This is a genomic window from Bradyrhizobium sp. Bra78, from assembly GCF_024519855.1.
Taxonomy (GTDB): Bacteria; Pseudomonadota; Alphaproteobacteria; order Rhizobiales; family Xanthobacteraceae; genus Bradyrhizobium; species Bradyrhizobium japonicum_G.
On the sequence record NZ_JALJRE010000006.1, the window covers coordinates 285976 to 312029 of the forward strand.

At 65.4% G+C, this 26054-nt stretch carries 23 protein-coding genes and 1 other RNA gene; 10 read left to right on the top strand and 14 right to left on the bottom strand.

Annotated features, from left to right (window positions below; all coding sequences use genetic code 11):
• Positions 1 to 49: 49 nt before the first annotated feature.
• Positions 50 to 1048, bottom strand: coding sequence for an NAD(P)H-quinone oxidoreductase (locus OC450_RS16445; protein WP_211382122.1), 999 nt, complete (start codon positions 1046 to 1048; stop codon positions 50 to 52).
• A gap of 111 nt (positions 1049 to 1159) precedes the next feature.
• On the opposite strand from OC450_RS16445, the gene OC450_RS16450 reads away from it, so the two are divergent.
• Together OC450_RS16450 and OC450_RS16455 are read left to right on the top strand one after the other, a co-directional pair.
• Positions 1160 to 1351 (top strand): DUF1192 domain-containing protein, encoded by a 192-nt coding sequence (locus OC450_RS16450; RefSeq protein WP_211382123.1) that lies wholly within the window; start codon positions 1160 to 1162, stop codon positions 1349 to 1351.
• Positions 1352 to 1917: 566 nt separating this feature from the next.
• Positions 1918 to 2427: a DUF1465 family protein gene (locus tag OC450_RS16455; protein WP_211382124.1), complete on the top strand. Its 510-nt coding sequence runs from the start codon at positions 1918 to 1920 to the stop codon at positions 2425 to 2427.
• Between the two features lie 162 nt (positions 2428 to 2589).
• On the opposite strand, the gene rpmE is transcribed toward OC450_RS16455, so the two are convergent.
• Positions 2590 to 2817 carry a 50S ribosomal protein L31 gene (gene rpmE / locus OC450_RS16460; protein ID WP_027530154.1) on the bottom strand — a complete coding sequence of 76 codons (228 nt, stop codon included), beginning with the start codon at positions 2815 to 2817 and terminating at the stop codon, positions 2590 to 2592.
• A 206-nt stretch (positions 2818 to 3023) separates the two neighbouring features.
• On the opposite strand from rpmE, the gene OC450_RS16465 reads away from it, so the two are divergent.
• Complete coding sequence (locus OC450_RS16465; RefSeq protein WP_211382125.1) at positions 3024 to 4850, top strand: ABC transporter ATP-binding protein/permease; 1827 nt, start codon at positions 3024 to 3026, stop codon at positions 4848 to 4850.
• 117 nt (positions 4851 to 4967) lie between these two features.
• Here the strand turns inward: OC450_RS16465 and OC450_RS16470 are convergent, their stop codons facing one another.
• The 4 genes from OC450_RS16470 to OC450_RS16485 all read right to left on the bottom strand — a co-directional run bounded on the left by OC450_RS16470 (position 4968) and on the right by OC450_RS16485 (position 7764).
• Entirely contained in the window at positions 4968 to 5192 is a 225-nt protein-coding gene (locus tag OC450_RS16470; protein WP_262048273.1) for a hypothetical protein, read from the bottom strand.
• A 70-nt stretch (positions 5193 to 5262) separates the two neighbouring features.
• Entirely contained in the window at positions 5263 to 5709 is a 447-nt protein-coding gene (locus tag OC450_RS16475) for a GNAT family N-acetyltransferase (RefSeq protein ID WP_262048274.1), read from the bottom strand.
• Positions 5709 to 6737: a peptidoglycan -binding protein gene (locus tag OC450_RS16480; protein WP_262048275.1), complete on the bottom strand. Its 1029-nt coding sequence runs from the start codon at positions 6735 to 6737 to the stop codon at positions 5709 to 5711. The genes OC450_RS16475 and OC450_RS16480 overlap by 1 nt, the downstream gene beginning before the upstream one ends.
• A 4-nt stretch (positions 6738 to 6741) precedes the next feature.
• A complete protein-coding gene (locus tag OC450_RS16485; protein WP_211382129.1) occupies positions 6742 to 7764 on the bottom strand; it encodes a flagellar motor protein MotA in 1023 nt (340 codons plus the stop codon).
• Between the two features lie 210 nt (positions 7765 to 7974).
• Between OC450_RS16485 and OC450_RS16490 the strand changes: the two genes are divergently transcribed.
• The 4 genes from OC450_RS16490 (at position 7975) to OC450_RS16505 (ending at position 14906) form a co-directional block, all read left to right on the top strand.
• On the top strand, positions 7975 to 8994 hold the full coding sequence (locus OC450_RS16490; RefSeq protein ID WP_211382130.1) for an SAM-dependent methyltransferase: 1020 nt from the start codon (positions 7975 to 7977) through the stop codon (positions 8992 to 8994).
• A gap of 229 nt (positions 8995 to 9223) precedes the next feature.
• On the top strand, positions 9224 to 10417 hold the full coding sequence (locus tag OC450_RS16495) for an efflux RND transporter periplasmic adaptor subunit (protein WP_211382131.1): 1194 nt from the start codon (positions 9224 to 9226) through the stop codon (positions 10415 to 10417).
• 6 nt (positions 10418 to 10423) lie between these two features.
• Positions 10424 to 13582, top strand: a complete 3159-nt coding sequence (locus OC450_RS16500) for an efflux RND transporter permease subunit (RefSeq protein ID WP_256805665.1) — start codon at positions 10424 to 10426, stop codon at positions 13580 to 13582.
• A gap of 196 nt (positions 13583 to 13778) precedes the next feature.
• Positions 13779 to 14906, top strand: a complete 1128-nt coding sequence (locus OC450_RS16505; RefSeq protein ID WP_256805667.1) for an AAA family ATPase — start codon at positions 13779 to 13781, stop codon at positions 14904 to 14906.
• Between the two features lie 32 nt (positions 14907 to 14938).
• On the opposite strand, the gene OC450_RS16510 is transcribed toward OC450_RS16505, so the two are convergent.
• From OC450_RS16510 to tkt, 8 genes are all read right to left on the bottom strand, one after another.
• On the bottom strand, positions 14939 to 15724 hold the full coding sequence (locus OC450_RS16510; RefSeq protein ID WP_211382134.1) for an inositol monophosphatase family protein: 786 nt from the start codon (positions 15722 to 15724) through the stop codon (positions 14939 to 14941).
• 84 nt (positions 15725 to 15808) lie between these two features.
• A complete protein-coding gene (locus tag OC450_RS16515) occupies positions 15809 to 16885 on the bottom strand; it encodes a tetratricopeptide repeat protein (RefSeq protein ID WP_211382135.1) in 1077 nt (358 codons plus the stop codon).
• A gap of 8 nt (positions 16886 to 16893) precedes the next feature.
• Positions 16894 to 17583, bottom strand: coding sequence for a thiamine phosphate synthase (locus tag OC450_RS16520; RefSeq protein ID WP_211382136.1), 690 nt, complete (start codon positions 17581 to 17583; stop codon positions 16894 to 16896).
• Between the two features lie 3 nt (positions 17584 to 17586).
• The gene (locus OC450_RS16525) at positions 17587 to 18627 is read right to left on the bottom strand and encodes a class I fructose-bisphosphate aldolase (RefSeq protein ID WP_262048276.1); all 1041 of its coding nucleotides are present in this window, start codon (positions 18625 to 18627) and stop codon (positions 17587 to 17589) included.
• 295 nt (positions 18628 to 18922) lie between these two features.
• Positions 18923 to 19990, bottom strand: coding sequence for a class II fructose-bisphosphate aldolase (gene fba, locus OC450_RS16530; RefSeq protein ID WP_211382138.1), 1068 nt, complete (start codon positions 19988 to 19990; stop codon positions 18923 to 18925).
• A 68-nt stretch (positions 19991 to 20058) separates the two neighbouring features.
• Positions 20059 to 21255 (bottom strand): phosphoglycerate kinase, encoded by a 1197-nt coding sequence (locus OC450_RS16535; RefSeq protein ID WP_211382139.1) that lies wholly within the window; start codon positions 21253 to 21255, stop codon positions 20059 to 20061.
• A gap of 152 nt (positions 21256 to 21407) precedes the next feature.
• A complete protein-coding gene (gap, locus tag OC450_RS16540) occupies positions 21408 to 22415 on the bottom strand; it encodes a type I glyceraldehyde-3-phosphate dehydrogenase (RefSeq protein WP_211382140.1) in 1008 nt (335 codons plus the stop codon).
• Positions 22416 to 22571: 156 nt separating this feature from the next.
• The gene (tkt, locus tag OC450_RS16545; RefSeq protein ID WP_262048277.1) at positions 22572 to 24557 is read right to left on the bottom strand and encodes a transketolase; all 1986 of its coding nucleotides are present in this window, start codon (positions 24555 to 24557) and stop codon (positions 22572 to 22574) included.
• A gap of 388 nt (positions 24558 to 24945) precedes the next feature.
• Between tkt and OC450_RS16550 the strand changes: the two genes are divergently transcribed.
• The 3 genes from OC450_RS16550 to ssrS all read left to right on the top strand — a co-directional run bounded on the left by OC450_RS16550 (position 24946) and on the right by ssrS (position 26047).
• Positions 24946 to 25266 carry a DUF4164 domain-containing protein gene (locus OC450_RS16550; protein ID WP_026232773.1) on the top strand — a complete coding sequence of 107 codons (321 nt, stop codon included), beginning with the start codon at positions 24946 to 24948 and terminating at the stop codon, positions 25264 to 25266.
• On the top strand, positions 25263 to 25646 hold the full coding sequence (locus tag OC450_RS16555; RefSeq protein ID WP_211382142.1) for a cell division protein ZapA: 384 nt from the start codon (positions 25263 to 25265) through the stop codon (positions 25644 to 25646). Before OC450_RS16550 ends, OC450_RS16555 begins: the two co-directional genes overlap by 4 nt.
• A 239-nt stretch (positions 25647 to 25885) precedes the next feature.
• Positions 25886 to 26047, top strand: a non-coding RNA gene (gene ssrS / locus OC450_RS16560) — 6S RNA.
• Positions 26048 to 26054: the final 7 nt, after the last annotated feature.

Below are 26054 nucleotides of genomic sequence, written 5' to 3' on the forward strand. Positions count from 1 at the left end.
AAAGCGAGGAAAATCAAAGGGTTTCCGCCTGCGCCTGTGGGCCAGCGGCCTAGACCTCCAACACAATTTTGCCAATATGTGCGCTCGTCTCCATGCGGCGGTGCGCATCGGATGCCTTTTCAAGCGGGAAAGCGCTGTCCATCAACGGTTTGACGCGGCCTTCGCGCAAAAGCGGCATCACTTTCGCCTCGATCGCGGCCACCATTGCCGCCTTGTCCGCATTAGTACGGGGGCGCAGCGTCGAGCCGGTATGGGTCAGGCGCTTGACCATCACCTTGGCGATGTTGACGCTGACCTTGGGCCCGTTGAGGGTTGCGATCTGCACGATGCGGCCGTCGACCGCGGCGGCGTCATAATTGCGGTCGACATACTCGCCGGCGACCATGTCGAGGATCAGATTGACGCCGGTGTTGTTCGTCTCCGCCTTCACCACGGCGACGAAGTCCTCGGTCTTGTAGTTGATGGCGCGATCGGCCCCGAGCTTGAGGCAGGCATCGATCTTGTCCTGCGATCCCACCGTGACGAACACCTTCGCGCCGAATGCCTTGGCGAGCTGGATTGCCATGGTGCCGATGCCCGAGGAGCCGCCATGGATCAGCAGCGTCTCGCCGGCCTTCAGGCCACCGCGCTCGAACACATTGTGCCAGACCGTCATCAGGGTTTCCGGCAGCGCACCGGCTTCCTTGATCGACAGCGACGGCGGCACGCTCATCGCCTGGCCGTCCTGCGCGATGCAGTACTGCGCATAACCGCCGCCGGCGACGAGCGACATCACCTTGTCGCCGATCTTGTGCCGCTTGGCGTTGCTGCCGACCGCGACCACTTCACCGGCGATCTCGAGGCCCGGCAGATCGCTGGCGCCGGGCGGCGGCGGATAGGCGCCGGAGCGCTGCGCGACGTCGGGCCGGTTGACGCCGGCGGCCTGCACCTTGACCAGGATCTCGTCCGGGCCGGGCTGCGGCACGGCGCGTTGTTCCGGCACCAGCACCTCCGGTCCGCCGGGCTTGGAGATGGCGACCACGGTCATTTGCGCGGGCAGCTTGTCCATGATGTGTCCTTGAGCAAAGGTGCAGAATGCAACGAGGCCATTGCTTAGCCAGCGCGGCGCAGGCTGGCAACCGCCTCAACAAGGTCCCGCGCGAACGCAGGAGGAACGAGGATGGCGACGGAAGACGACGACCGCCCGCGCAAGAAGATCAGCCACGAGATCGGACAGGATCTCTCACTGTTGTCGGTCGAGGAACTGACCGAGCGCGTCGGGTTGCTCAAGACCGAGATTGCAAGGCTGGAAGAAGCCGCCGCCAAGAAGCGCGCCTCGCGCGATGCGGCCAACAGCGTGTTCAAGTCGTAGGACTCGCGTGTCCCGGACGAGCAGCGTCGCACTCCCTCCACGTCATTCCGGGGCGGCGCGGTAGCGCCGAGGCCGGAATCCATAACCACACGCCGTTGAAACGGGCAGGCTGACAGAGGCGGGCCATTCCATTCGCTTGTGGTTATGGATTCCGGGCTCGCGACTTCGTCGCGCCCCGGAATGACGGCCGAGAGGAAACACCATCGCAAGCCACTCGGCCATTGACCGACATGGCTAACGAACTCTCAAAAAATTAGCGCGTTTACTTCACATTAAGCTTTCGGGTTTATGACTGGAACTGTCCTCGTTTGGACACCGAGTGGCTCCTGTCCACTCTGTTTGACGCCTCCCTGTTATCAACTTTAAAAGCCGCCGGTATTCCGGCGGCTCTTTTTTTGCGCCCACTCCGCTTTTTGCGTCTCGCCACGGTTGAACTCCGAGGAAAGACCCGCGGAAACCATATCCGCGCTTGTCGCTGGACTCGGCGTCCCGCCCGCGCAATGATTTGTTCATCATAAGCCGGCGCCAAGCCGGGCAGTTAGACAGTTGCGTAAGGGGCGTTAACCATGGAACGTTTGCAAGCCGACGGCGCTCTCGTTCAACTCAGCGAGCGGTTCACCAATTCTGCGGCGTTCGGCGTCCTGTTCCGCGAGGGCATGGACCTGGTCGAAGAGACCGCCGCCTATCTCGACGGCGCCGGCCGCAACGAAGCCAAGGCGCTCGACCGTGCCGTCAGCCTCACCTATGCGACCGAGAGCATGCGTCTCACCACCCGCCTGATGCAGCTCGCCTCGTGGCTGCTGCTGCACCGTGCGGTGAAGGAAGGCGAGATGACGCTGAGCCAGGCCAACCGCGAGAAGACCAAGGTCAAGCTCTCCGCCGCCGATCCCGGCCCCACGGATACCATCGAGAAGCTGCCCTTGCAGCTCCAGGAATTGATCAACCGCTCGATGAGCCTCCAGACCCGCGTGCGCCGTCTCGACACCACCATCCACACCCCGCCGGCGGATCACCTCGCGATCGGCAATCCGCTGGTGCCGCACCTCAACGCGCTGAAGGCCGCGTTCGAGCGGTAAGCCTCCCGTCATTGCGAGCGAAGCGAAGCAATCCAGAAATCCCTCCGCGGAGGGAGTCTGGATTGCTTCGTCGCAAGAGCTCCTCGCAATGACGAGACCTCCCAAAAACAAAAACGCCCCCGGTTCTCCGGGGGCGGTTTCGTCTCCGGCCTTGCGGCCGGATCAATCCTTTTTGAGGAAGCCCGAAAACTTCTTCTGGAAGCGCGAGACGCGGCCGCCGCGATCCATCAGCTGGGCGTTGCCGCCGGTCCAGGCCGGATGCGACTTCGGGTCGATGTCGAGGTTCAGCGTGTCGCCTTCCTTGCCCCAGGTCGAGCGGGTCAGGTACTCGGTTCCGTCGGTCATCACGACCTTAATCGTATGATAATCCGGGTGAATTTCGGCTTTCATGGCAATTCCTCGGCGCCCGGCGCCTCGCTTGAGTGGCTATCGAATGACGGATTTGGCGGCTCTATACCCCACGGGCCCCTGTAAAACAAGCCGTTGTGGGGACTTGAGAACCGGGCCGGCCCCTAAGGGACATCCCGGATTTGCCACTGCCGCTCGCCCGGCCTATCTGGAGCGGGCTTCTTCTTTTTCCTTTTGGTCGGGATCTCATGAGCGCAGTCGAACGGCTTGAAACCGGGCCCGCGGAAGCCCCGTCGATCGAAGCCGAACTGATCGAGGCGCCGGCGAAGAGCCGCGCGAAGCTGCGGCCGCTGCTGGCGCTCGCGCCCTATGTCGCGCGCTATCGCGGCCGGGCGGCGCTTGCTTTCGTGGCGCTGACGATCGCTGCGCTGACGACGCTGCTGGTGCCGGTCGCGGTGCGCAGGATGATCGATTTCGGCCTGACGCCTGAAGGCATCGAGCTGATCAACAGCTACTTCTCGGTCATGATCGCGGTCGTCGCCGTGCTCGCGCTGGCGAGCGCCGCGCGCTACTACCTCGTGATGACGATCGGCGAGCGGATCGTCGCCGACCTCAGGCGCGATGTCTTCGCCCATCTGCTGTCGCTCTCGCCGGCGTTCTTCGATTCCGCGCGCAGCGGCGAGCTGATCTCCCGCCTCACGGCCGACACCACCCAGCTCAAATCCGCCGTCGGCGCCTCCGTGTCGATCGCGCTGCGCAACCTGATGATGTTCTTCGGCGCGGCGGCGATGATGGTGATCACCAGCCCGAAGCTGTCGGGCTTCGTGCTGCTGGCCATTCCCCTGATCGTCCTGCCGCTGGTCGCCTTCGGGCGCTGGGTGCGGCGTCTGTCGCGCAATGCGCAGGACACGCTCGCCGAGGCCTCCGCCTATGCCGGCGAACTGGTCGGCGCGATCCGCACCGTGCAGGCCTATACCAGCGAAGGGCTGGCTGCGAAGCGCTTCGGCGGCGAGGTCGAGCAGGCCTATGAGGCCGCGCGCACCTCGACCCAGGCGCGCGCGGTGCTGACCGCCATCATCATCTTCATCGTGTTCGCGAGCGTGGTCGCGATCCTCTGGATCGGTTCGCATGACGTGCTGAGCGGCGCGATCTCGCCGGGCCGGCTAGGCCAGTTCGTGCTCTATGCGGCCTTTGCCGCCGCCGGCCTCGGCCAGCTCAGCGAAGTCTGGGGCGAGGTCTCGGCGGCGTCCGGCGCTGCGGAGCGCCTGTTCGAGATCCTGCATGTGCAACCCGACATCAAGGCGCCCGCGTCGCCGCGCGCGCTGCCGGTGCCGGCGCGCGGCGAGGTCGGCTTCGACCAGGTCAGCTTCGCCTATCCGGCGCGGGGCGATGTCAAAGTGCTCGACGCCGTGTCGTTCACCGTGCGCCCCGGCGAGAAGGTCGCGATCGTCGGCCCGTCCGGCGCCGGCAAGAGCACGATCTTTCATCTGCTGCTGCGCTTCTACGATCCGCGCAGCGGCGCGATCTCGCTCGACGGCGTGCCGGTCAAATCCGCCGATCCCCGTGATTTCCGGTCCCGCATCGCGCTGGTGCCGCAGGAATCGAACGTGTTCGCCGCGAGCGCGCGCGATAACATCCGCTTCGGCCGGCCCGATGCGACCGATGCCGAGGTCGAGCGCGCCGCCGAGCTCGCGCACGCTGCCGAGTTCATCCGCCGCCTGCCCGAAGGTTTCGACACCCCGCTCGGCGAGCGCGGCGTGACGCTGTCCGGCGGCCAGCGCCAGCGCATCGCGATCGCGCGCGCGATCCTGCGCGATGCGCCGCTGCTGCTGCTGGACGAAGCCACCTCCGCGCTCGATGCCGAAAGCGAGACGCTGGTGCAGACCGCGCTGGAAGAGCTGATGCGCCACCGCACCACGCTGGTGATCGCGCATCGCCTCGCCACCGTGCTGTCCTGCGACCGCATCCTGGTGATGGATCAGGGCAGGATCGTCGAGCAGGGCACGCATGCCGAGCTCGTCGCCGCGAACGGGCTCTATGCCAGGCTGGCGAGGCTGCAGTTCGAGGGGGCGTGAGGCGGCGCCTCATCCACGGATCCTAAACCGCGTCGCCGTCCGCGCAAGCCGTTGATCTCGTGGTCATCGGCTACTGTGCATGGGGTTGTTTTCGCAAATTCTGTTTTGGCCGTCCGATTATCGGCACTTCGGCGAAAGCGTCGGCACGTTCGGCCACGGCCAGTTCTTCCAGCTCCCGTCCTCACTGACGCAGGCCGTTGCGGCAGGGCTGCCCGGCGCCGGCTGGCTTGTCGTCTTGGCCGGCGGAGCGAGGCGCTGGTCGACATAGCTCGTCGACACATATCCGGCGACGATGACGCCGAGCAGGACCCAAGACCCCTTGGCCAGATCGCTCAGTTTCATCGCTCATCTCCATCCGCCTGCAATCGGCACAACGAATAGCGGGCGTGTTGGGATCCCGGCGTGACGGGAATCACGCCCGCCAGATCATCTTCAGCACCGGCCGGCCCGAGGTCGGGTTCACATCGTCGCCGGCCTGCGCAAAGCCGTTGCGCTCGTAGAAGCGGATGGCGCGGCTGTTGTCCTTGTTGACGAGCAGCGTGATGCCCGATGGCGACAGGCGTTTTGCCTCATCCACCAGCTGCCTTGCTGCGTCCGAGCCCCAGTGATCCGGATCGACCACGAGCTGGTCGAGATAGCCGTCGCCGTCGATGGTGACGAAGCCGGTCAGCGTGCCGTCCGCTTCCGCGACCACGATCGAGGCCTTCGGCACCAGATCCTTGCGCCAGCGCTCGCGCCACCAGTCCAGCCGCGCGGCGAAGTCGATCTGCGGATAGGCCTGCTGCCAGGTGCGATGCCAGAGATCGATCGAGGCGGCTTCGTCCTCGGGACGGTAAGGGCGGAGGTGAAGCGCACTCACTACCGCTCCGTCAGCTTCAGCTCGATGCGGCGATTGCGCTTGTAGGCTTCCTCGGTGTTGGCGGTGTCGAGCGGCTGGAATTCGCCGAAGCCGGCGGCGACGAGGCGCTGGGCCGGCACGCCGAGCGAGATCAGGTACTGCACCACCGAGATCGAGCGGGCGGCGGACAGGTCCCAGTTGGACTTGAAGTTGGGGCCGTTGACCGGGCGCACGTCGGTGTGGCCGTCGACGCGCAGCACCCAGGGGATCTCGTTCGGGATCTTCTTGTCGAGCTCGATCAGCGCGGTCGCCAAGGTGTCGAGCTCGGCGCGGCCTTCGGGCAGCAGCACCGCCTGTCCGGTGTCGAAGAACACCTCGGACTGGAACACGAAGCGGTCGCCGACGACGCGGATGTCGGGGCGGTTGCCGAGGATGGTGCGCAGGCGGCCGAAGAATTCCGAGCGGTAGCGCGACAATTCCTGCACGCGCTGCGCCAGCGCCACGTTCAGGCGGGAGCCGAGATCGGCAATGCGGTTCTGCGATTCCTTGTCGCGCTTCTCGGATGCATCGAGCGCCTCCTCCAGCGCCGCTAATTGCCGCCGCAGCGCGCTGATCTGCTGGTTCAGCACCTCGATCTGCGCCAGCGCCCGGGCCGAAACCGCCTTCTCCGAATCCAGCGCCTTGCCGAGCTCGCTGGTCTTGCCCTGCGCGTCGTTGCCGGCGGCGGCGAGCCCGTCATAGAGGCCCTTGATGCGGTCGCGCTCGCTCTCGGCCGAAGCCAGTCCCGCCTTCAATTGCGAGACCTGGTCGTCGAGCGTGAGCTTGCCGAGCTTCTCCAGCGACAGCAGCTCGTTGAGCTGCGCGATCTTGGCGTTGAGCTGCTCCAGCGCCTTGTCCTTGCCGGTGACCTCCTGCGACAGGAAGAACTGCACGACCAGGAAGACCGACAGCAGGAACACGATCGACAGCACCAGCGTCGACAGCGCGTCGACGAAGCCGGGCCAGTAATTGAAGGAGGTATCGCCGCGGCGGCCGCGCGCCAGAGCCATGTCGCTAACCCTTCTCGGGCTGGCGCGCGATCCGCTCCAGGAGGCGCCGGATCTCGCGGTTCTGCTCGCCCTGGCCGTCGGCCCATTCGCGGATCATCTGCTGCTCGGTGCGCATGTGCGAGACCAGCGCCTGGATCGCTTCGGCGAGGCTCGCCATCGCCGCCGTGGTGCCGCGGCTGGCACTGCCTTCCTCGAGCACGGAGCGAAGCCGTTCGACGGCGGCCTGAAGCTCGCCGCTCGCAACTCCTCCGCCGCCACCGGCGGCGACGGCCACGTCGCCGCTGCCATATTCGCGCACGGTGGTGGCGAGCCAGTCTTCCAGGTCGGTGTAGAAGCGGTTCTGCGCCTGGCTCGATTGCAGGTCGAGGAAGCCGAGGATCAGCGAGCCGGCGAGACCGAACAGCGAGCTCGAGAACGAGATGCCCATGCCGCCGAGCGGGGCGGCGAGGCCCTCCTTCAGCGTGTCGAACAGGGCGCCGGAATCGCCCCCGACCTTGAGCCCGTCGATCACCTTGCCGACCGAGCCGACCGTCTCGATCAGGCCCCAGAAGGTGCCGAGCAGACCGAGGAAGACCAACAGGCCGGTCATGTAGCGGGAGATGTCGCGGGCTTCGTCCAGGCGGGTCGCGATCGAATCGAGCAGGTGCCGCATGGTGGTCTGGGTGATGGTCATCCGCCCGGTGCGCTCGCCGCCGAGAATCATCGCCATCGGGGCCAGCAGCTTGGGGTGGCGGGCGGGGGCGAGGCCGGGATCGGCGATGCGGAAATTGTTGACCCAGGAGACCTCGGGATAGAGCCGGATCACCTGGCGGAAGGCCAGGATGATGCCGATGAACAGGACGCCGCCGATCAGGGCATTGAGCCCGGGATTGGCGAAGAAGGCCTGGATGATCTGCTTGTAGAGCACCACGCCCACCAGGGTGCACAGCACCAGGAAGACCAGCATCCGCACCAGGAAAACGCTGGGTGAGGAGAGCTTGGTGTATTCGATGTCCATGGGGGAGCGGGGCGAGGCGCCTGACGGCATGGGCGGTATCATCCGTTACGAACTTGCTTGCGGGCGCACTATGGCACAGCGCCGGGCCAAAAAAAGCGCCGGATGTGCGGATTTCAGGGGGAGGCGCGGAACCCAATGCTGAAACCGCGCTTTGATACCTGCGTATTCTGCAGAACTTCGTCATTCCACCGGCTAGGCTCGGATTTTTGGACCCCTGCCGCCCAGAGACAGGTTGGTTGCATGAGCGTCGTTTCCGCGATCATGGGGACTGCCGAACGCGTGCCGCTGCCGGATGTGGTGATCCGCGCCGCGATCCAGCGCCTGTGCTCGCGCACGGCCACGCGCCTGTCCGCGCTGGGCGCGGCCGACGATGCCGCCTTTGCCGGGCGGCTGATGCTGCGGCCGATCGCCGAGGACGCGGATGCCGGGCCTGACGATGTCCCCGCCGCGTTCTTTGCAAAGGTGCTCGGTCCCAACCGCAAATACTCCTCCTGCTTCTACAAGACCAACGCGACCACCTTGCGGGAGGCGGAGGAGGAGGCGTTGCGCCAGACCGTCGAGCATGCCGCACTCGCCGACGGTCAGACCATCCTCGAGCTCGGCTGCGGCTGGGGCTCGCTGTCGCTCTGGACCGCGCGCCGGTTTCCGCACGCGAAGGTGACGGCGGTAACGAACTCGCAGGCGCAGCGCGCCTATGTCGAGGAGGAGGCACGGCTGCGCGGTCTCATCAACCTGCGCGTGGTCACCGCGGACATGAACGTGTTCGCGCCCGAGGGCCAGTTCGACCGCATCGTCTCGGTCGAGACGTTCGAGCACATGTTGAACTGGCGCAAGCTGATGACGCGCGTGCGGTCATGGCTCGCGCCCGAGGGGCGCTTCTTGATGCACATCGTCGCCCATCGCTCCGGCTCCCATCTGTTCGACCGCGCCAATCGCGACGACTGGATCGCGCAGCATGTCTTCACGAGCGGGTTGATGCCGAGCCATCATCTCGTCAGGCAATTCGAGGACATCTTCACGGTCGAGAAGGAATGGTGCTGGAGCGGTACGCATTATCAGCGCACCGCCAACCACTGGCTTGCCAATTTCGACGCGCATCGCGATACCATCGAGGCGGCCTTGCGGAACGTCCACGGCGAGGAGACCGGCCTGTGGATGCGGCGCTGGCGCTGGCTCTTCCTCGCGACCGCGGGCCTGTTCGGCTACGCCGATGGAACCGAGTGGGGCGTCAGCCAGTACCGGATGAAAGCCGCCGGGTAATTGCGATCTTCTGTCGCAGCACGCGCCGATGGAATCGGACTCACAATCGGGTGAGACATAAAAAATGCTCTGACTTCAACACGATAGGCCGTGTGACATTGAGCCGCCCGCAACATCCGTTGCGTTGCAGCAAGTCCCTTCTATTTTGACGGCATCAGCCGCGTGCGATTGCCCAGAACGGGCCTCGCGGAGTGAGTTCAGTTTCAACAACATCGGGGCACCCCATTTCATGTCAGGACTTCGCGCGCGATCGGCATGCGTTGCAATGATGCTCGCGGCCCTTTCGCCGCTGCTCGCGGGCTGCGATGAATCGAGCTCGGCCATCTCGGCCTATCAGCCGGCTCATCCCGACGTCAGCATTGTCATCGTCAAGCCGCAGCCGCGCGCCGTGGTGCGCGAGCTGCCGGGCCGCATCGCACCGACACGGGTCTCCGATGTGCGGCCGCGTATCTCCGGCATCGTGGTCGAGCGTCTGTTCCGCCAGGGCAGCGAGGTGAAGGCCGGCGATCCACTGTATCGCATCGATCCGCGTCCGTTCGAGGTCGAGGTGATGGCCAACGAGGCCGCGCTCGCCAAGGCCGAGGCCGCATTGATGCAGGCCAAGCAGCAGGCGCACCGTATCGCGACGCTCACCAGCCAGCGCGCCGCGCCCGAGGCCGAGAACGAGAAGGCGGTCGCGGCGGAGCGCCAGGCTCATGCCGAGGTCGAGGGACGCAAGGCGGACCTCGCGCGCGCCAAGCTCAATCTCGACTACGCCACCGTGCGTGCGCCGATCGACGGTGTCGTCGGTGCGGCTCTGGTCAGCGAGGGCGCGCTCGCGGTCCAGAACGAGACCAATCTTGCCACCATCCAGCAGCTCGATCCGATCTATGCCGACTTCACCCAGTCGGTGAACGAGCTCAACCAGCTCCGCCGCGCCTTCGAGAGCGGCGACCTCGAACGCATCGCCGCCGATGCTGCCAAGGTGCGCCTCGTGCTCGACGACAACACCATTTACTCGCTCGACGGCAAGCTGTTGTTCTCCGAGGCCAAGGTCGACGCCCACACCGGCCAGGTGACGCTGCGCGGCGAATTCCCCAATCCCAAGCGCGAGCTGCTGCCGGGCATGTATGTCCGCGTCCGCATCGACCAGGGTCTTGATTCGGACGCCATCGCGGTGCCGCAGCAGGCGATCCAGCGCAATGGCGGCGGCGGCAGCGAGGTGTTCGTCGTCAAGGACGACAGCCACATCGCGGTGCAGCCGGTGCGCACCGGCTCGGTGCAGGACGGCGTTTGGTTCGTCACCGAGGGTCTGAAGGCCGGCGACAAGGTCGTGGTAGAAGGTTTCCAGAAATTTGCCGCCGGCGACAAGGTCAAGCCGCAATCCTGGTCGGAGGCGGATGCGACCGCGGACAACCGGCACGCCCAGAAGCTCACGCGGTAATACGTCATGGCGAGCTTCTTCATCGACAGGCCGATCTTCGCCTGGGTGGTCGCGCTGTTCATCTGTCTGGTCGGCGCAATCGCGATTCCGCTGCTGCCGATCGCGCAGTATCCGATCATCGCGCCGCCCTCGATCTCGATCTCGACCAGCTATCCCGGCGCCTCGCCTGAAAACCTCTACAACAGCGTCACCCGGCTGATCGAGGAGGAGCTCAACGGCGCCTCCGGCATCCTCAATTTCGAATCGACCAGCGACTCGCTGGGCCAGGTCGAGATCATTGCCAATTTCCAGCCGGGCACCGATACCAGCGCAGCCTCGGTCGAGGTGCAGAACCGCATCAAGCGCGTCGAGGCGCGGCTGCCGCGCGCGGTGATCCAGCAGGGCATCCTGATCGAGGAAGCCTCCAGCGCGGTGCTCCAGATCATCACGCTGAACTCGACCGACGGCAGCCTCGACGAGGTCGGCCTCGGCGACTTCATGATCCGCAACGTGCTCGGCGAAATCCGCCGCATCCCGGGCGTCGGCCGCGCCACGCTCTATTCGACCGAGCGCAGCTTGCGCGTCTGGGTCGATCCGGCCAAGCTCGTCGGCTATGGGCTGACCGCCGACGACGTCAACAAGGCCATCGCCGCACAGAACGCGCAGGTCGCCTCGGGCAGCATCGGCGCCGAACCGTCGACGTCGAGACAGCGCACCTCCGCGCTGGTGCTGGTCAAGGGCCAGCTCTCGTCCCCGGACGAATTCGGCTCCATCATCCTGCGCGCCAATGCAGATGGCTCGACCGTGCGCCTGCGCGACGTCGCGCGCATCGAGGTCGGCGGCCTCAGCTACCAGTTCAACACCCGCCTCGACGGCAAGCCGACCGCGGGCCTCTCCGTGCTGATGTCGCCGACCGGCAATGCGCTGGCGACCGCAAGCGCGGTCGAGGAGAAGATGAAGGAGCTGTCGCGCTTCTTCCCGGCCAACATCTCCTACGAGATCCCCTACAACATCACGCCGGTGGTCGAGGCCTCGATCAAGAAGGTGCTGTCGACGCTGGTCGAAGCCATCGTGCTGGTGTTCGTGGTGATGTTCTTGTTCCTGCAGAACATTCGCTACACCATCATCCCGACCATCGTGGTGCCGGTGGCGCTCCTGGGCGCCTGTACCACTCTGCTGCTCGCCGGCTACTCCATCAACATGCTCTCGATGTTCGGCATGGTGCTCGCGGTGGGTATCCTCGTCGACGACGCCATCGTCGTGGTCGAGAACGTCGAGCGCATCATGGCCGAGGAAGGCTTGCCGCCGAAGGAGGCGACGCGGAAAGCGATGTCGCAGATCACAGGCGCCATCATCGGCATCACGCTGGTGCTGATGGCGGTGTTCGTGCCGATGGCGTTCTTCCCCGGATCGGTCGGCATCATCTATCGGCAGTTCTCGGTGACCATGGTCGCCGCGATCGGCTTCTCCGCCTTCCTGGCGCTATCGCTGACCCCGGCGCTGTGCGCCACGCTGCTCAAGCCCGTCGAAGCCGGTCATGGCCATGCCAAGAGGGGCGTGTTCGGCTGGTTCAACCGCATGCTCGAAGGCGGCAAGGAAGGCTATTCCCGCACCGTCGGCTTCTCGCTGAAGCGCACCGGCCGCTTGATGCTGGTCTATGTCGCGCTGCTCGCCGGCCTGTCCTGGGCCTTCGTCAATCTGCCCGGCGGCTTCCTGCCCGTCGACGACCAGGGCTTCGTCACCACCGACGTGCAGACGCCGTCGGATTCGTCCTACGGCCGCACCGAGGCCGTGATCGAGAAGGTGGAGAAATATCTGGCGCAGCGGCCCGGCGTCGACAACGTCACCTTCCTGACCGGCTTCAGCTTCTCCGGCCAGGGCATGAACACGGCGCAGGCCTTCATCACGCTGAAGGACTGGTCGGAGCGGGGCCCGAAGGAATCTGCCGCCGCGATCGTCGCCGACATCAACCGCGATCTGTCCTCGTCGATCCGCGATGCAAAAATCTCCGCACTGCAGCCGCCGCCGATCGACAATCTCGGCAACTCCTCTGGCTTCTCGTTCCGTCTCCAGGATCGCGGTCAGAAGGGCTATCCGGCCCTGATGCGCGCCGCGGACCAGTTGATCGCGGAGGCCAATGCGAGCCCGGTGCTGCAGAAGGTCTATGTCGAAGGCCTGCCCGAGGCCGGCGTGGTCAATCTCGTGATCGACCGCGAGAAGGCCGGCGCCTTCGGCGTCACCTTCGAGGACATCAACAACACGATCTCGACCAATCTCGGCTCGAACTACATCAACGACTTCCCGAACCGCGGCCGCATGCAGCGCGTCGTGGTGCAGGCCGATGCGCGCGACCGCATGCGGACCGAGGACATCCTCAACTACAACGTCAAGAACAGCCGCGGGCAGCTCGTGCCGTTCTCGTCCTTTGCCACTGTCGAATGGGCGCGCGGCCCGACGCAGATCGCCGGCTTCAACTATTATCCGGCGGTGCGCATCTCCGGCGAAGCCAAGCCCGGCTTCACATCGGGCGATGCCATCGCCGAGATGGAGCGGCTCGCCGGCAAGCTGCCGCGGGGCTTCGGCTATGAATGGACCGGCCAGTCGCTGCAGGAGAAGCTGTCGGGCTCGCAGGCGCCGTTCCTGCTGGCCCTCTCGATTTTCGTGGTGTTCCTGTGTCTGGCCGCTCTCTACGAGAGCTGGACCATTCCGCTCGCGGTGCTGCTCACGGTGCCGCTCGGCATCGTCGGCGCCGTGATCGCGGCGATGCTGCGGGGCTTGCCCAACGACGTCTATTTCACCGTCGGCCTGATCACCATCATCGGCCTTGCCGCCAAGGACGCGATCCTGATCATCGAGTTCGCCAAGGACCTGCGCAAGGAGGGCAAGCCGCTGGTCGACGCCACCATCGAGGCCTGCCGCCTGCGCTTCCGCCCGATCCTGATGACCGGCCTTGCCTTCATCTGCGGCGTGCTGCCGATGGCGATTGCGCATGGCGCCGGCGGCGCCAGCCAGCAGGCGCTCGGCTCCATCGTGATGGGAGGCATGATCGCCGTGGTGATTTTGGCGTTGCTGATGGTGCCGGTGTTCTTCGTCTCGGTGCAGCGCGTGCTGGCGGGGGATCGGGAGCCGAAGGCGGCTAAGGAAGGCGAAGCGTATGGGCCGCCGGCGCCAGCGCGGCCGGGTTAACCTCCGTCGTCATTCCTGGCGCGCCTCTTGGGCACGAGCCCGGAATCCATCGCCCCACCCTGTATGCCGATCAATGGTTTTCGGGCTCGGCTTGCTTTCTCGGGGTCGTCAATCCAGACTGCATCTCTGGATTGAAGGGGCGTGTCGCCGCACCGCGCGGCAAATGCACAGACAGCCCGCCAATTGAGAGCATGTGATGCGTCTGACCGACATTGCGATCACCAATTATCGCTCCATCCGGCGGCTCTCCATTCCCATCCATCCCCTGTCCGTGTTTGTCGGTGAGAATGGTGTCGGCAAATCCAATCTCTACAAGTCCCTGTCGCTGTTGCGCGACGCGGCAATCGGGCAGATCACGCGGACGATCGCCGACGAGGGCGGCTTGAATTCGGTCTGCTGGTCGGGCATCCGCAAACGCGGCGAGGATGGGCGACTGCAATTATCGGCGAGATTCGATCGGCTGAGATATTCCATCGAGATCGGATTTCCCAGTCCGGCATCGGCGGCGTTTGCCGGGGAGCCGATGATCAAGGAAGAAAGCATCGAGGCGACGCAGGGCAAGCGAACGGTTCGCTTGATGGAGCGGAGGAATTCGCTCGTCAGCATCCGCGACGACAGCGGCGCATGGGTCAACCACAAGGATGCGGTGCTGCCGTCCGAGCCGGCGCTGGCGGGCTTTTACAACGGCAAGGAATGCCCCGAGATCGATCTGATCAGAAACGCGATGCTGGGCTGGCGCTTCTATCACGATTTCCGCACCGATCCGGCATCGCTGATCCGAAAGCCCTGCCTGGCGATCACGACGCCCTCGCTTAGCGCTGATGGAAGCGACCTGGCTGCGGCCCTGGCGACGCTTTACACCATTCGCGGAGACGCCACCGATTTGCAGGACGCAATCCAGGATGCCTTCCCGGGCGCCGAGCTCCGCGCATGGGAAGAGGGCGGCCGGTGCGAATTCGCTCTTCAACTGGCGGACATGCCGCGGCCGTTCAGGGCCCACGAACTCTCCGACGGGACGCTGAAATACATCTGCCTGCTCGCGGTGTTCATGGGCTACCGGCTGCCGCCGTTCATCGCCCTGAACGAACCCGAGACCAGCCTGCATCCGTCGCTGCTGTCGCCTTTGGCCCGTCTGATCGCCAAGGCATCAAGCCGTGCCGACATCTGGATCGTCACCCATTCGGAACAGTTGATGGAAGCCTTGCGAAGCGAGAGCGCGGTCCCGCTCCGCCGCGTGATCAAGTCAAACGGCGCCACGAATATCGAGGGCCTGACTCTCGGCGGCGAATATCGCGAGGAGGAGCCGGAGGATGACGACTCTTAGCCGTTGCGCATCGAGCCGTCGCGCGACCGCGCCTACTTCCGCAAAATCTTCACAAGCTCCCCGTGCACGAACTCGTTCCCGCACACGACATGCCCGGTCACGACCGGATCACCTGGCGTGTCGATATCCGTCACCGTGCCACCCGCTTCGCGGACCATGATCAGGCCGGCTGCGACGTCCCAGGATTGCAGATTGCGTTCCCAGTAGCCGTCGAGGCGGCCGGCGGCGACGAAGGCCAAATCGAGCGAGGCGGCGCCGAAACGGCGCAGGCCGGCGACGCGGTCCTGGATCGCGGTCATCTCGCGGCGGAATTCCTCGTGGTCGCCGCGGCCGATATGAGGCAGGCCGCAGGCCACCACGCATTCGTTGAGCTGGCGGCGGCCGGCGACGCGCAGGCGCTGGTCGTTGAGGAAGGCGCCCTTGCCGCGTTCGGCGATGTAGAGCTCGTCATTGGCGGGGTTGTAGATCACGCCCGCGATGATCGTGCCTTCGCGCGAAAGACCGATCGAGATCGCGAATTGCGGGATGCCGTGCAGGAAGTTGGTGGTGCCGTCGAGCGGATCGACGATCCAGGTGTGGCTCTTGTCGCTGCCCTCGCGCATTCCCCCTTCCTCGCCGATGAAGCCGTAGCCGGGCCGGGCCTTGGCGAGGTCCTGGTAGAGGATCTCCTCGGCGCGCTTGTCGGCGAGCGAGACGAAATTCGCCGGCCCCTTCAGCGAGACCTGGAGATGCTCGATCTCGCCGAGATCGCGCTTGAGGCTGCGGCCGGCGCGGCGCGCGGCCTTGACCATGACGTTGATAGTGGCGGAATACAGCATGTGCTCTGGTCTTGATCGGGGGAAATGGCGCGAAATCGCGCCTGTTTGAGGGATGGGGTGCCCTGCGAGGGGCCCAACGTCAAGTCATTTGGTCCCGAGCCATTTCCTGGCGGCAGCCTCCGCCTTGGCCCGGTCCTCGGCCGGCAGATCGGACAATTGCTTGTCGAGCTCCGGATCGCCCTTGCCGCCGGTCTTGGCCACCAGATGCCATTTAAAGCCCTCGACCTTGTCCACGGGCGTGCCCATGCCATTGATCAGCACCCAGGCCAGCCGGTTCTGCGCGATCGCGCTGCCCTGGCGGGACGCCTTGCGGAGCAGTGCTACGGCTGCCGGCTCGTTCTTCGGCGTGCCGGTGCCGTTGAACATGGCGATGGCATATTCGACCTCGGCATCGACATTGTCGGCCAGCGAGGCGGCCTGGAGCAGCCGCACCGACCGTTCCGGGTCCTTCGGCACGCCGGTGCCTTCCTTGTAGAAGGTCGCGAGCGCATATTGGGCCTCGGGCAGGCCCGCATCGGCGGCCTGGCGCAGCAGTTCGGCGGACCGCTTGACGTCCTGCGGCAGGGTCTGGCCGTCGAGGTAGAGCAAAGCGAGGTTATAGGCCGCCTTGGGCTCGCCGAGCTTGGCGGCGGAGGCCATCAGCTTCACCGCCTCGCCCTTGTCGACCGGGCCGCCACGGCCGGCGATGCGCATCATGGCGAGCGCGAACATCGCCTCGCGGTCGCCGGCGTCGGACGCACGTTTGTACCATTCGAGCGCCTTGGCGTAGTTGCGGCGGATGCCCATGGCGTTGGAATAGAGCTCGCCCAGCATGGTCATCGCCTTGGGATCGCCTGCTTGAGCGCGGGCAGTGGCGAGCTCGAACGCGGTCTTGTACTGGCCGCGCTGGTAGGCGCCGAACACCAGATCGACGTTGGAATTGTCGGTCGGAGGCGCCGGGATCACGGTCGGGGCCGGGGACGGCTGGGGGGAGGCCGAAGGTTTTGGTGCCGGCGCCGCTTCCTTCTTCTTGGTGATCGTATGAGGCGTGGCCTTTGGCTTGTCCTTGGCCTTTTCGGCCGAGGGACTCGGCGTTGCCGCGGGCGGCGTGATCTGGAGCTGCGCGGCCGCGGGCGCCGTCAGCAGCAGCGTGGCCAGCATGGTGATGCGCGGGAGCTTCATGTTGGGCGCTAGCCGTGCTCCTGGCCCGCAGGATTTTTGCCCGCAAGCGCGGTCGCATGGGCCTTCTTGATCACAGCGTCCACCTCGACCAGCGCGGTCCCGGGGCCGCGCGGATCGGCCCAGATGAACTCGCCGACCAGCACGAAATCGGCGCCGCTGACCGCGAAGTCATGGGCTTCGTCGATCGAATTGGCGAAGCCGACGCAGGGCGGCTCGAACAGCTCCGCCCACCAGTCCAGCCGCTCGGCAATCGCCTGGGACGACGGGCGCTGGCCTTTCCCGTCGGGTTCGCCGAACAGCACGTAGTCGGCACCCATCTCGCCCGCATCCATGGAGTGGTGCCGCGTCGTCAGCCCGCCGACGCCGGCGATGCGATCGGGCTTGAGCGATGGCAGAGCCTCCTTCAGCGCGGCGATGCCGGGCAGGTGCGCGCCGTCGGCGCCGCCGCGTGCGACGAGCTCGGCATGGCCGTCGACGAGCAGGGCTGCACCCGCTTTCTGCACGACCGGCGCCAGCGCCTTGATGCGCGAGATCATGGTGCGCTGGTCGGTCTCCTTCAGCCGCAGCAGCACGGCCGCGACGTCGGCGGAGCCGAGCAGGCCGGGCAGCTCGGCCAGAAGCGAAGCGGGATCGTCAACGATGGGCGTCGCGAGATAGAGGCGCGGCGCCGGGCGCGGCGGAGGCGATTTGTTCGACAAGATCTAGGCTGCCTTCTGTTCCAGGCTGCTTTGCCAGTCGCCCCTGGAGGCGAGGCCATTCATGCGGGCGCGATGACTGAATGCGTGCTGTCCGGCTGTGACATTCTCGGCCTTGCCGGACCAGGCCTTCTGCGGCGCGGCCTGCAGTGCCCGGCCGTAGGAGAAGGTCAGGCCCCAGGGCAGCGGGCCAAGCTTGTGCATGGCGTTGAGATGCGCCGTTGCCTCTTCGTCCGACTGACCGCCGGAGAGGAAGGCGATGCCGGGCACCGCCGCGGGCACGCAGGCCTTGAGCAGCCGCATCGTCTTCTCCGCGACCTCCCCGACGGAAGCCTGCTTCGCGCATTTCTTGCCAGAGATCGCCATGTTCGGCTTGAGCACCATGCCTTCGAGCGCGACGCGCTGCACGCGCAATTCCTGAAACGTCTTGTTGAGCACGCGGCTCGTCACCTCATAGCAGCGATCGATGTCGTGGTCGCCGTCCATCAGCACTTCCGGCTCGACGATCGGAACGATCTGGGCGGCCTGGCACAGCGCCGCGTAGCGCGCCAGCGCATGGGCGTTGACGCCGATCGCGGTCATCGAGGGAATGCCCCGGCCGTCAGAGCCGCTCGCGATATCGATCACCGCGCGCCATTTGGCGAAGCGCGCGCCGCGCTCGTAATATTTCTGCAGGCGCTCGGCGAGCTTGTCGAGCCCGACGGTGACTGTTTCACCCGGACACATCGGCAAGGCTTGCGTGCCCTCGTCGACCTTGATGCCGGGAATGGCGCCGTTCTGCTCGATCAGCTTGACCAGAGGCGTGCCGTCCTTCGCGTTCTGCCAGATCGTCTCGTCATAGAGGATCACGCCGGAAATGTACCGGCTCATGGCTTCCTTCGAGCGGAACAGCATCTCGCGATAGTCGCGGCGGTTCTCCTCAGTCGATTCCACGCCGATCGCGTCAAAGCGCTTCTTGATGGTGCCGGAGGATTCGTCGGCGGCGAGGATGCCCTTGCCGGGCGCGACCATGGCGGTCGCGATCCTGTTGAGCTCAGTCAGATTCATCGAGAGGTCCTCCCAAAACGATTCTGCCCTTGCCCGTGAAAATAGACCGTTCTCGGGCAAATGCCGAGTTAACGTTCGTCGCAGGGTAAAGGGGGGAGGTCGGGTGGGGTAGTGTTAGGCCGGTCGGGCGGCTCTTCGCCCCGCTTGCGGGGAGAGGTCGGATTTTACGCGCCGCGTAAAATCCGGGTGAGGGGGTACAGGTCTATCGATAGGGCGCAACTCGCGGAGAGAGCCCCTCACCCCGACCCTCTCCCCGTAAGAACGGGGCGAGGGAGGGATAGAGCGTGCGCCTTGCTTAAGCCACCTTCGGGGCGAGCTCGCCCTTGGCGTAGCGCTTGGCCATCTCGGCGGTGGTCAGGACCTTCTTGATCTTGGAGGCCTGGCCGGCCGTGTTGAATTCCTGGAGCCGCTGCTTGCACAGCTTGGTCATCGCCTCCATCGCGGGCTTCAGGTATTTGCGCGGGTCGAACTCTTCCGGATTGTCCTTGAGCACCTTCCGGATCTGGCCGGTCATCGCCATGCGGTTGTCGGTGTCGATGTTGATCTTGCGCACGCCGTGCTTGATGCCGCGCTGGATCTCGGCCACCGGCACACCCCAGGTCGGCTTCATCTTGCCGCCATAGGCGTTGATGATGTCCTGAAGATCCTGCGGCACCGACGAGGAGCCGTGCATGACGAGGTGCGTGTTCGGCAGCTTGCGGTGGATCTCCTCGATCACGTTCATGGCGAGGATGTCGCCGTCCGGCTTGCGGGTGAATTTGTAAGCACCGTGAGACGTCCCCATCGCGATCGCGAGCGCGTCGACCTGGGTCTCCTGGACGAACTTCACGGCCTCGTCCGGATTGGTCAGGAGCTGGTCGTGGCTCAGCTTGCCTTCGGCGCCGTGGCCGTCTTCCTTGTCGCCCATGCCGGTCTCGAGCGAGCCGAGCACGCCGAGCTCGCCTTCGACCGAGATGCCGCCGAGATGGGCCATGTCTGTCACCGTCTTGGTGACGCCGACATTGTAGCTCCAGTCGCCGGGGGTCTTGCCGTCGGCCTTGAGCGAGCCGTCCATCATCACCGAGGTGAAACCGGCCTGGATCGCGGTCATGCAGGTCGCGGCCTCGTTGCCGTGGTCGAGATGCACGCAGACCGGAATGTGCGGATAGATCTCGGTCACCGCGTCCATCATGTGCTTGAGCATGATGTCGTTGGCGTAGGAGCGCGCACCGCGCGAGGCCTGGATGATGACGGGCGCGTCGACCTGGTTGGCGGCGTCCATGATCGCCAGCGCCTGCTCCATGTTATTGATGTTGAAGGCCGGTACGCCGTAATCGTTCTCCGCCGCATGGTCGAGCAATTGACGCAACGTGATCCGAGCCATCTGTCTTTTTCTCCCGTTTGGGCCTGCAAGGCTGACTTGAAAGGCCGACTGATTACTTGATGCGCAGCTTACTTGACGCGCAACACCTCGACGCCGGGCAGGGGCTTGCCTTCCATCCATTCAAGAAATGCGCCACCGGCGGTCGAGACATAGGTGAAGTCACCGGCCACATGGGCCTGGTTGAGGGCCGCGACGGTGTCGCCGCCGCCCGCGATCGAGATCAGCTTCCTGGCCTTGGTGCGCTCGGCGGCATGCTTTGCGGCCGCGACCGTGCCGCGGTCGAACGGCTGCATCTCGAAGGCGCCGAGCGGTCCGTTCCAGACCAGCGTCGCCGCATCGTCGATCGCGGCATGGACCCGCACGATCGATTGCGGGCCGACGTCGAGGATCATGCCATCGGCCGGGATCGCATCGAGCCCATAGGCGTGCGACGGCGCATTGGCCGCGAAATGATAGGCGACGGTGGCGTCGACCGGCAGGATGATGGCGCAGTTGGCGGCTTCCGCCTTCTCCATGATGCGGAGCGCGGTGGCGGCGAGATCCTTCTCGGCCAGCGACTTGCCGATGCCGACGCCCTGGGCGTGCAGGAAGGTGTTGGCCATGCCGCCGCCGATCACGAGCGCGTCGACCTTGGTCACGAGGTTTTCGAGCAGGTCGATCTTGGTCGAGACTTTCGCGCCGCCGATGATCGCGATGACCGGCTTGCTCGGCGAACCCAGCGCCTTCTCCAGTGCGACGAGCTCGGCCTGCATGGTGCGGCCGGCATAGGCCGGCAGCTTGTGGCCGAGGCCTTCGGTCGTGGCGTGGGCGCGGTGCGCGGCCGAGAACGCGTCGTTGACCCAGATGTCGCCGAGCTTGGCCAGTTCCGCGACGAAGGCCGGATCGTTCTTTTCCTCTTCCTTGTGGAAGCGGGTGTTTTCCAGGCACAGGATGTCGCCGTCCTTCAGCGCCGCCACGGCCGTGGCCGCGGGCCCGCCGATGCAGTCATCGGCGAAAGCGACGGGCTTGTTGACGACCTTCGCCAGCGCCTCGGCGACGGGCTTGAGCGAGTCCTTGGCATCGCGCCCCTTCGGCCGGCCGAAATGCGCGAGCAGGATGACCTTGCCGCCCTTGTCCGAGATTTCGGTGATGGTCGGCGCGACGCGCTCGAGCCGGGTCGCGTCGGTGACGCGCCCGTTGTCCATGGGCACGTTGAGATCGACGCGCAGCAGCACGCGCTTGCCCTTCACGTCGACGTCGTCGAGGGTGCGGAATTTGTTGGTCATCGGACGCTTCCTTGTCCCGGGCGCTACTAGCGGCGCAAAGCGCCGCTGTGCAGAACCGGGACCCACGTTGCAGCGAGTCCCGCGGTCGAATGGATCCCGGCTCTGCGTCGCAGCGTTTCACGCCGCGACGCGTCCGGGACACGAGAGCGGAGTTAGATCACCTTCGCCAGCGCGACGGCGGTATCGGCCATGCGGTTCGAGAAACCCCACTCGTTGTCGTACCAGGACATCACGCGCACCAGCGTGCCGTTCTGCACCTTGGTCTGGTCCTCGTGGAAGGTCGAGGAGTGCGGGTCGTGGTTGAAGTCGATCGAGACGTTCGGCGCATTGGTGTAGCCGAGGATGCCCTTGAGCTGCTGCTCGGAAGCGCGCTTCATCGCCGCGTTGATTTCCTTCACGTCGGTGGCGCGCTTGGCGATGATCTTGAGGTCGACGACCGAGACGTTCGGGGTCGGCACGCGGATCGCGACGCCGTCGAGCTTGCCCTTCAGCTCGGGCAGAACGAGGCCGATCGCCTTGGCGGCGCCGGTCGAGGTCGGGATCATCGACATCGCAGCCGCACGGCCGCGGTAGAGATCCTTGTGCATCGTGTCGAGCGTCGGCTGGTCGCCGGTATAGGCGTGGATGGTGGTCATGAAGCCGGTCTCGATGCCGACGAGGTCGTTCAGCACCTTGGCCACCGGCGCGAGGCAGTTGGTGGTGCAGGAGCCGTTGGAGACGACCAGATGATCCCTGGTCAGCGTCTCGTGGTTGACGCCGTAGACGATGGTGGCGTCGGCGCCGTCGGCGGGCGCGGAGACCAGCACGCGCTTGGCGCCGGCGGTCAGGTGCGCGGAGGCCTTGTCCTTCGAGGTGAAGATGCCGGTGCATTCCATCGCGATGTCGATGCCGAGATCCTTCCAGGGCAGCTTCGAGGGATCGCGCTCGGCGGTCACCTTGATCTTGCCGCCTCCGACGCTGATCGTGTCGCCATCGACGGTGACGGTGCCGGGAAAGCGGCCATGGACGCTGTCGAAACGGAGCAGGTGGGCGTTGGTCTCGACCGGGCCGAGGTCGTTGATGCCGACGACCTCGATGTCCTTGCGGCCGGACTCGGCGATAGCCCGCAGGATGTTGCGGCCGATGCGGCCAAAACCGTTAATTCCAACGCGGACTGCCATGTTTCGTCTCCTTATGACCGTTCAATGACGTTCGTCATGCCGCACAACGCGTTTAGCGCGCCTGCGAGGGTTTTTTAGGGCGGACGCCCGGTTCGGCCGGGCGGTGCTTGATCATATGAGACGTTACCTAGTCCTTTTTTTTGGCAAGCTCAACTCTCAGGAAACGCGCTTCAGCACGGCGTTGACCGCAGCCTCGGCGGTGATGCCGAAATGCTTGTAAAGCTCCTTCGCCGGACCGCTTTCGCCGAAGGAATGCATCCCGATGAATTCGCCGTCCTGGCCGATCACGGCATCCCAGCCCCAGCGCACCGCTGCCTCGATCGCGACCTTCACCGGCGCGTTGCCGATGATTGCGGCGCGCTTGGCCTCTGGTTGCGCTAACAACAGCTCGAGCGAGGGCACCGAGACCACCCGTGACGCGATGCCGCGCTCGGCGAGCTGCTTCTGGGCGGCGACCGCGATCTCGACCTCGGAGCCGGAGGCGAACAGCGTCGCCTTGGCTTCGCCCTGGGCGGCCACCAGCTCGTAGGCGCCCTGCGCGCAAGGCGTATCGTTCGGCGCATTGGTGCGAAGCTGCGGCAGGTTCTGCCGCGTCAGTGCCAGCACGGTCGGGCCGTCGACGCGGTTCAGCGCGAGCTCCCAGCACTCGGCGACCTCGATGGAATCGCAGGGGCGGAACACGCGCATGTTCGGGATGGCGCGAAGCGCGGCGAGATGCTCGACCGGCTGATGGGTCGGGCCGTCTTCACCGAGGCCGATGGAGTCATGCGTCATCACGTAGACGACGCCCGTGCCCATCAACGCGGCAAGCCGCATCGCGGGCCGCGCATAGTCGGTGAACACCAGGAACGTCGCGCCGTTCGGTGCGAAGCCGCCATGCAGGAAGATGCCGTTCATCGCCGCGCACATGCCGTGCTCGCGGATGCCGTAATGGATGAAGCGGCCCTTCGGCGTCTTGGCCGAGAAGGCGGTCGCCGACTTCGCCTTGTTGTTGTTGGAGCCGGTGAGGTCGGCCGAGCCCGCCAGGAATTCCATCGGCATGGCGCCGGCGATGACTTCGATCACGGCTTCCGAGGATTTGCGGGTCGCCGCAATCATCGGCTTCTCCAGCAGCTCCTTCTTGTAGGCGCGCACCGCCTTGGTCAGCGAGGCCGGACGCTCGTGGCGCAGGCGGCGCTCGAACTCGGCGCGCTTGCGGCTGCCGAGCTCGCCGAGCCGTCCTTCCCATTCCTGGCGAGCCGCCACGCCGCGGCTGCCGGCTGCGCGCCAGGCCTTGAGCACGTCATCGGGCACCGAGAACGGCTCGAGCGAGATGCCGAGATTTTCCTTGGCGGCCTTGAGCTCGTCGGCGCCGAGCGCCTCGCCGTGCACCTTCGACGTGCCGGCCTTGTGTGGCGCGCCGAAGCCGATGGTGGTGCGGCAGGCGATCAGCGTCGGCTTGCCGGATTTTTTGGCGCGGGTGATGGCGTCGGCGATCGCGGCCTGGTCGTGGCCGTCGATTTTCTCCGCGGCCCAGCCCGCGGACTTGAAGCGCTTCACCTGGTCGACGGAATCGGAGATCGAGGTTGGGCCGTCGATCGAGATGCCGTTGTCGTCGTAGAGAACGATCATCTTGTTGAGCTTCCAGTGCCCGGCCATCGCGATCGCTTCCTGCGACACGCCTTCCATCAGGTCGCCGTCGGAGGCGAGCACATAGGTGTGGTGGTCGACGATCTTCTTGCCGAACTCGGCGGCGAGCATCTTCTCGGCGAGCGCCATGCCGACCGCGGTCGAGATGCCTTGCCCGAGCGGGCCGGTGGTGGTCTCGATGCCCTTGGTGCGGAAATTCTCGGGATGCCCCGGGGTCAGCGAGTCGACCTGGCGGAACTGCTTGATCTGGTCCAGCGTCATTTCGGAATTGCCGGTCAGGTACAGCAGCGCATACAGCAGCATCGAGCCGTGCCCGGCCGAGAGCACGAAGCGGTCGCGATCCGGCCAGCTGGGTGCGGCGGCATCGAATTTCAGGAACTGCGTGAACAGCACCGTGGCGATGTCGGCGGCGCCCATCGGCAGGCCCGGATGGCCCGATTTCGCCTTCTCGACGGCGTCCATCGCAAGGCCGCGGATCGCGTTGGCCATACGGGAATGATCGACCTTCGTCATGTCTGAAATCCGTCTGATATGAGGCGCTTGTGGCGGTATTCGCCGCGCCGGAAGGAGCCTTTCGGCCGCTGGGGTCGCGGCTGGGGATAGCATCTCGGTTCCGGGAGTCCAAGGCAATCAAACGCCGGTTTGGCCGCAAAAGTTGCTTACGGCATGATCCGGAAAAGTGGCGGGCCGGTTTTCCGACGAGATCATGCCCGAGAGGAACTGCTGGATCGGGATGAATCTCATCCCGATCTAGCAGTGCATAGTTTCGCGGCGGCGTTGCGCTTGGCTAGCTTGCCACGTAAATTTCTGCTTCTAACCGCTTGCCGAACCGAGTCTTTTGCCGGACGGCAAGCCCCAGGGTAAAGGCCACCCATAGGCCACAGGTTCCGCCGCTGACTGCATGAACGATCGCGTTTCCAACAGCTCTGCCATGACGGAGTCCTCGGCCGTCGAGATCGAGATCGCGACGCGCAGGCTCATGGCGGCGCTCGACTCGCTCGAAAGCGCTGTGGAGCGTCGGCGCGATGCCGATCGCGACGAGAACGAGCTCGCGGCGCGGATCCAGGCGCTGGGCGCGGACCGTTCACGGCTTGCCGATGAGCTCGACGGTGCGCTGGTCAAGGCGCGCAAGCTCGAGCGCTCCAGTCGCGAGATCTCCGATCGGCTGGATTCCGCCATCGTCACGATACGCTCGGTGCTCGATACCGGAGAGGACGGATGAGCCACATCAACGTCACCATCAACGGCCGGCAATACCGCATGGCCTGCGAGGAGGGCCAGGAGGTGCGGCTGCTCAAGCTCGCCGAAAGCCTGGAGACGCGGATCCAGTCCCTGCGCGGAAAATTCGGCGAGATCGGCGATGCCAGGCTCACCGTGATGGCGGCGCTGACCGTTTGCGACGAGCTGGTCGACTCGGGCAATCGCATCCGCACCATGGAGCAGGAGCTGACTGAACTGCGGGATTTCCGCAATGCCGCCGTGGAGCGCGCCAGGATGACGCAGACCGCGGTGGTGAATGCACTGAATGCCGCCGCAGAACGCATCGAGAAGTCGACCCAGGTCCTGAACCGGACCGTCGGCAACGGCATCGCCATCGGGTAGCGGCTGCTGCCACGCGGCCAGTGCGCTCCCTCCCCCGCTTGCGGGGGAGGGCTGGGGAGAGGGTGTCTCCACGATCGAGGACCCCCAAGAGGAAAGAGCCCTCACCCGCGCCTTCGGCGCGACCTCTCCCGCAAGCGGGAGAGGTTAAGCGAGCCAGCGGCGCGAGCAACCAACCCAAATATCATCGCGCCCTATGCGCCGGGCTGGCGATTCGTCAGTATCGTTGTTACATTGCCAAAGCGAGGCTGCGACGCGCGTCCGGAGCCATAATATCCCCGGGGCCTTATCGATCCTTTAGGGAACTGTCCCTGGCCGAGCCCGTGGGCTCGGACATATGGTGCCCACCTACTTTCGTAGGGAACTCCGGGATCGAGTGCTTCAACGGCGTTCGCGGCTTCGCACTGTTGC

What these genes read in the sequence shown, in the direction of transcription:
- OC450_RS16525 (WP_262048276.1), bottom strand. Translation starts at nt 18,627, where the DNA reads ATGAATCTGACTGAGCTCAACAGGATCGCGACCGCCATGGTCGCGCCC.
- OC450_RS16465 (WP_211382125.1), top strand. Translation starts at nt 3,024, where the DNA reads ATGAGCGCAGTCGAACGGCTTGAAACCGGGCCCGCGGAAGCCCCGTCG.
- OC450_RS16450 (WP_211382123.1), top strand. Translation starts at nt 1,160, where the DNA reads ATGGCGACGGAAGACGACGACCGCCCGCGCAAGAAGATCAGCCACGAG.
- OC450_RS16500 (WP_256805665.1), top strand. Translation starts at nt 10,424, where the DNA reads ATGGCGAGCTTCTTCATCGACAGGCCGATCTTCGCCTGGGTGGTCGCG.
- OC450_RS16555 (WP_211382142.1), top strand. Translation starts at nt 25,263, where the DNA reads ATGAGCCACATCAACGTCACCATCAACGGCCGGCAATACCGCATGGCC.
- OC450_RS16485 (WP_211382129.1), bottom strand. Translation starts at nt 7,764, where the DNA reads ATGCCGTCAGGCGCCTCGCCCCGCTCCCCCATGGACATCGAATACACC.
- rpmE (WP_027530154.1), bottom strand. Translation starts at nt 2,817, where the DNA reads ATGAAAGCCGAAATTCACCCGGATTATCATACGATTAAGGTCGTGATG.
- gap (WP_211382140.1), bottom strand. Translation starts at nt 22,415, where the DNA reads ATGGCAGTCCGCGTTGGAATTAACGGTTTTGGCCGCATCGGCCGCAAC.
- OC450_RS16455 (WP_211382124.1), top strand. Translation starts at nt 1,918, where the DNA reads ATGGAACGTTTGCAAGCCGACGGCGCTCTCGTTCAACTCAGCGAGCGG.
- OC450_RS16495 (WP_211382131.1), top strand. Translation starts at nt 9,224, where the DNA reads ATGTCAGGACTTCGCGCGCGATCGGCATGCGTTGCAATGATGCTCGCG.
- OC450_RS16490 (WP_211382130.1), top strand. Translation starts at nt 7,975, where the DNA reads ATGAGCGTCGTTTCCGCGATCATGGGGACTGCCGAACGCGTGCCGCTG.
- OC450_RS16550 (WP_026232773.1), top strand. Translation starts at nt 24,946, where the DNA reads ATGAACGATCGCGTTTCCAACAGCTCTGCCATGACGGAGTCCTCGGCC.
- fba (WP_211382138.1), bottom strand. Translation starts at nt 19,990, where the DNA reads ATGGCTCGGATCACGTTGCGTCAATTGCTCGACCATGCGGCGGAGAAC.
- tkt (WP_262048277.1), bottom strand. Translation starts at nt 24,557, where the DNA reads ATGACGAAGGTCGATCATTCCCGTATGGCCAACGCGATCCGCGGCCTT.
- OC450_RS16535 (WP_211382139.1), bottom strand. Translation starts at nt 21,255, where the DNA reads ATGACCAACAAATTCCGCACCCTCGACGACGTCGACGTGAAGGGCAAG.
- OC450_RS16445 (WP_211382122.1), bottom strand. Translation starts at nt 1,048, where the DNA reads ATGGACAAGCTGCCCGCGCAAATGACCGTGGTCGCCATCTCCAAGCCC.
- OC450_RS16510 (WP_211382134.1), bottom strand. Translation starts at nt 15,724, where the DNA reads ATGCTGTATTCCGCCACTATCAACGTCATGGTCAAGGCCGCGCGCCGC.
- OC450_RS16505 (WP_256805667.1), top strand. Translation starts at nt 13,779, where the DNA reads ATGCGTCTGACCGACATTGCGATCACCAATTATCGCTCCATCCGGCGG.
- OC450_RS16470 (WP_262048273.1), bottom strand. Translation starts at nt 5,192, where the DNA reads ATGAAACTGAGCGATCTGGCCAAGGGGTCTTGGGTCCTGCTCGGCGTC.
- OC450_RS16515 (WP_211382135.1), bottom strand. Translation starts at nt 16,885, where the DNA reads ATGAAGCTCCCGCGCATCACCATGCTGGCCACGCTGCTGCTGACGGCG.
- OC450_RS16480 (WP_262048275.1), bottom strand. Translation starts at nt 6,737, where the DNA reads ATGGCTCTGGCGCGCGGCCGCCGCGGCGATACCTCCTTCAATTACTGG.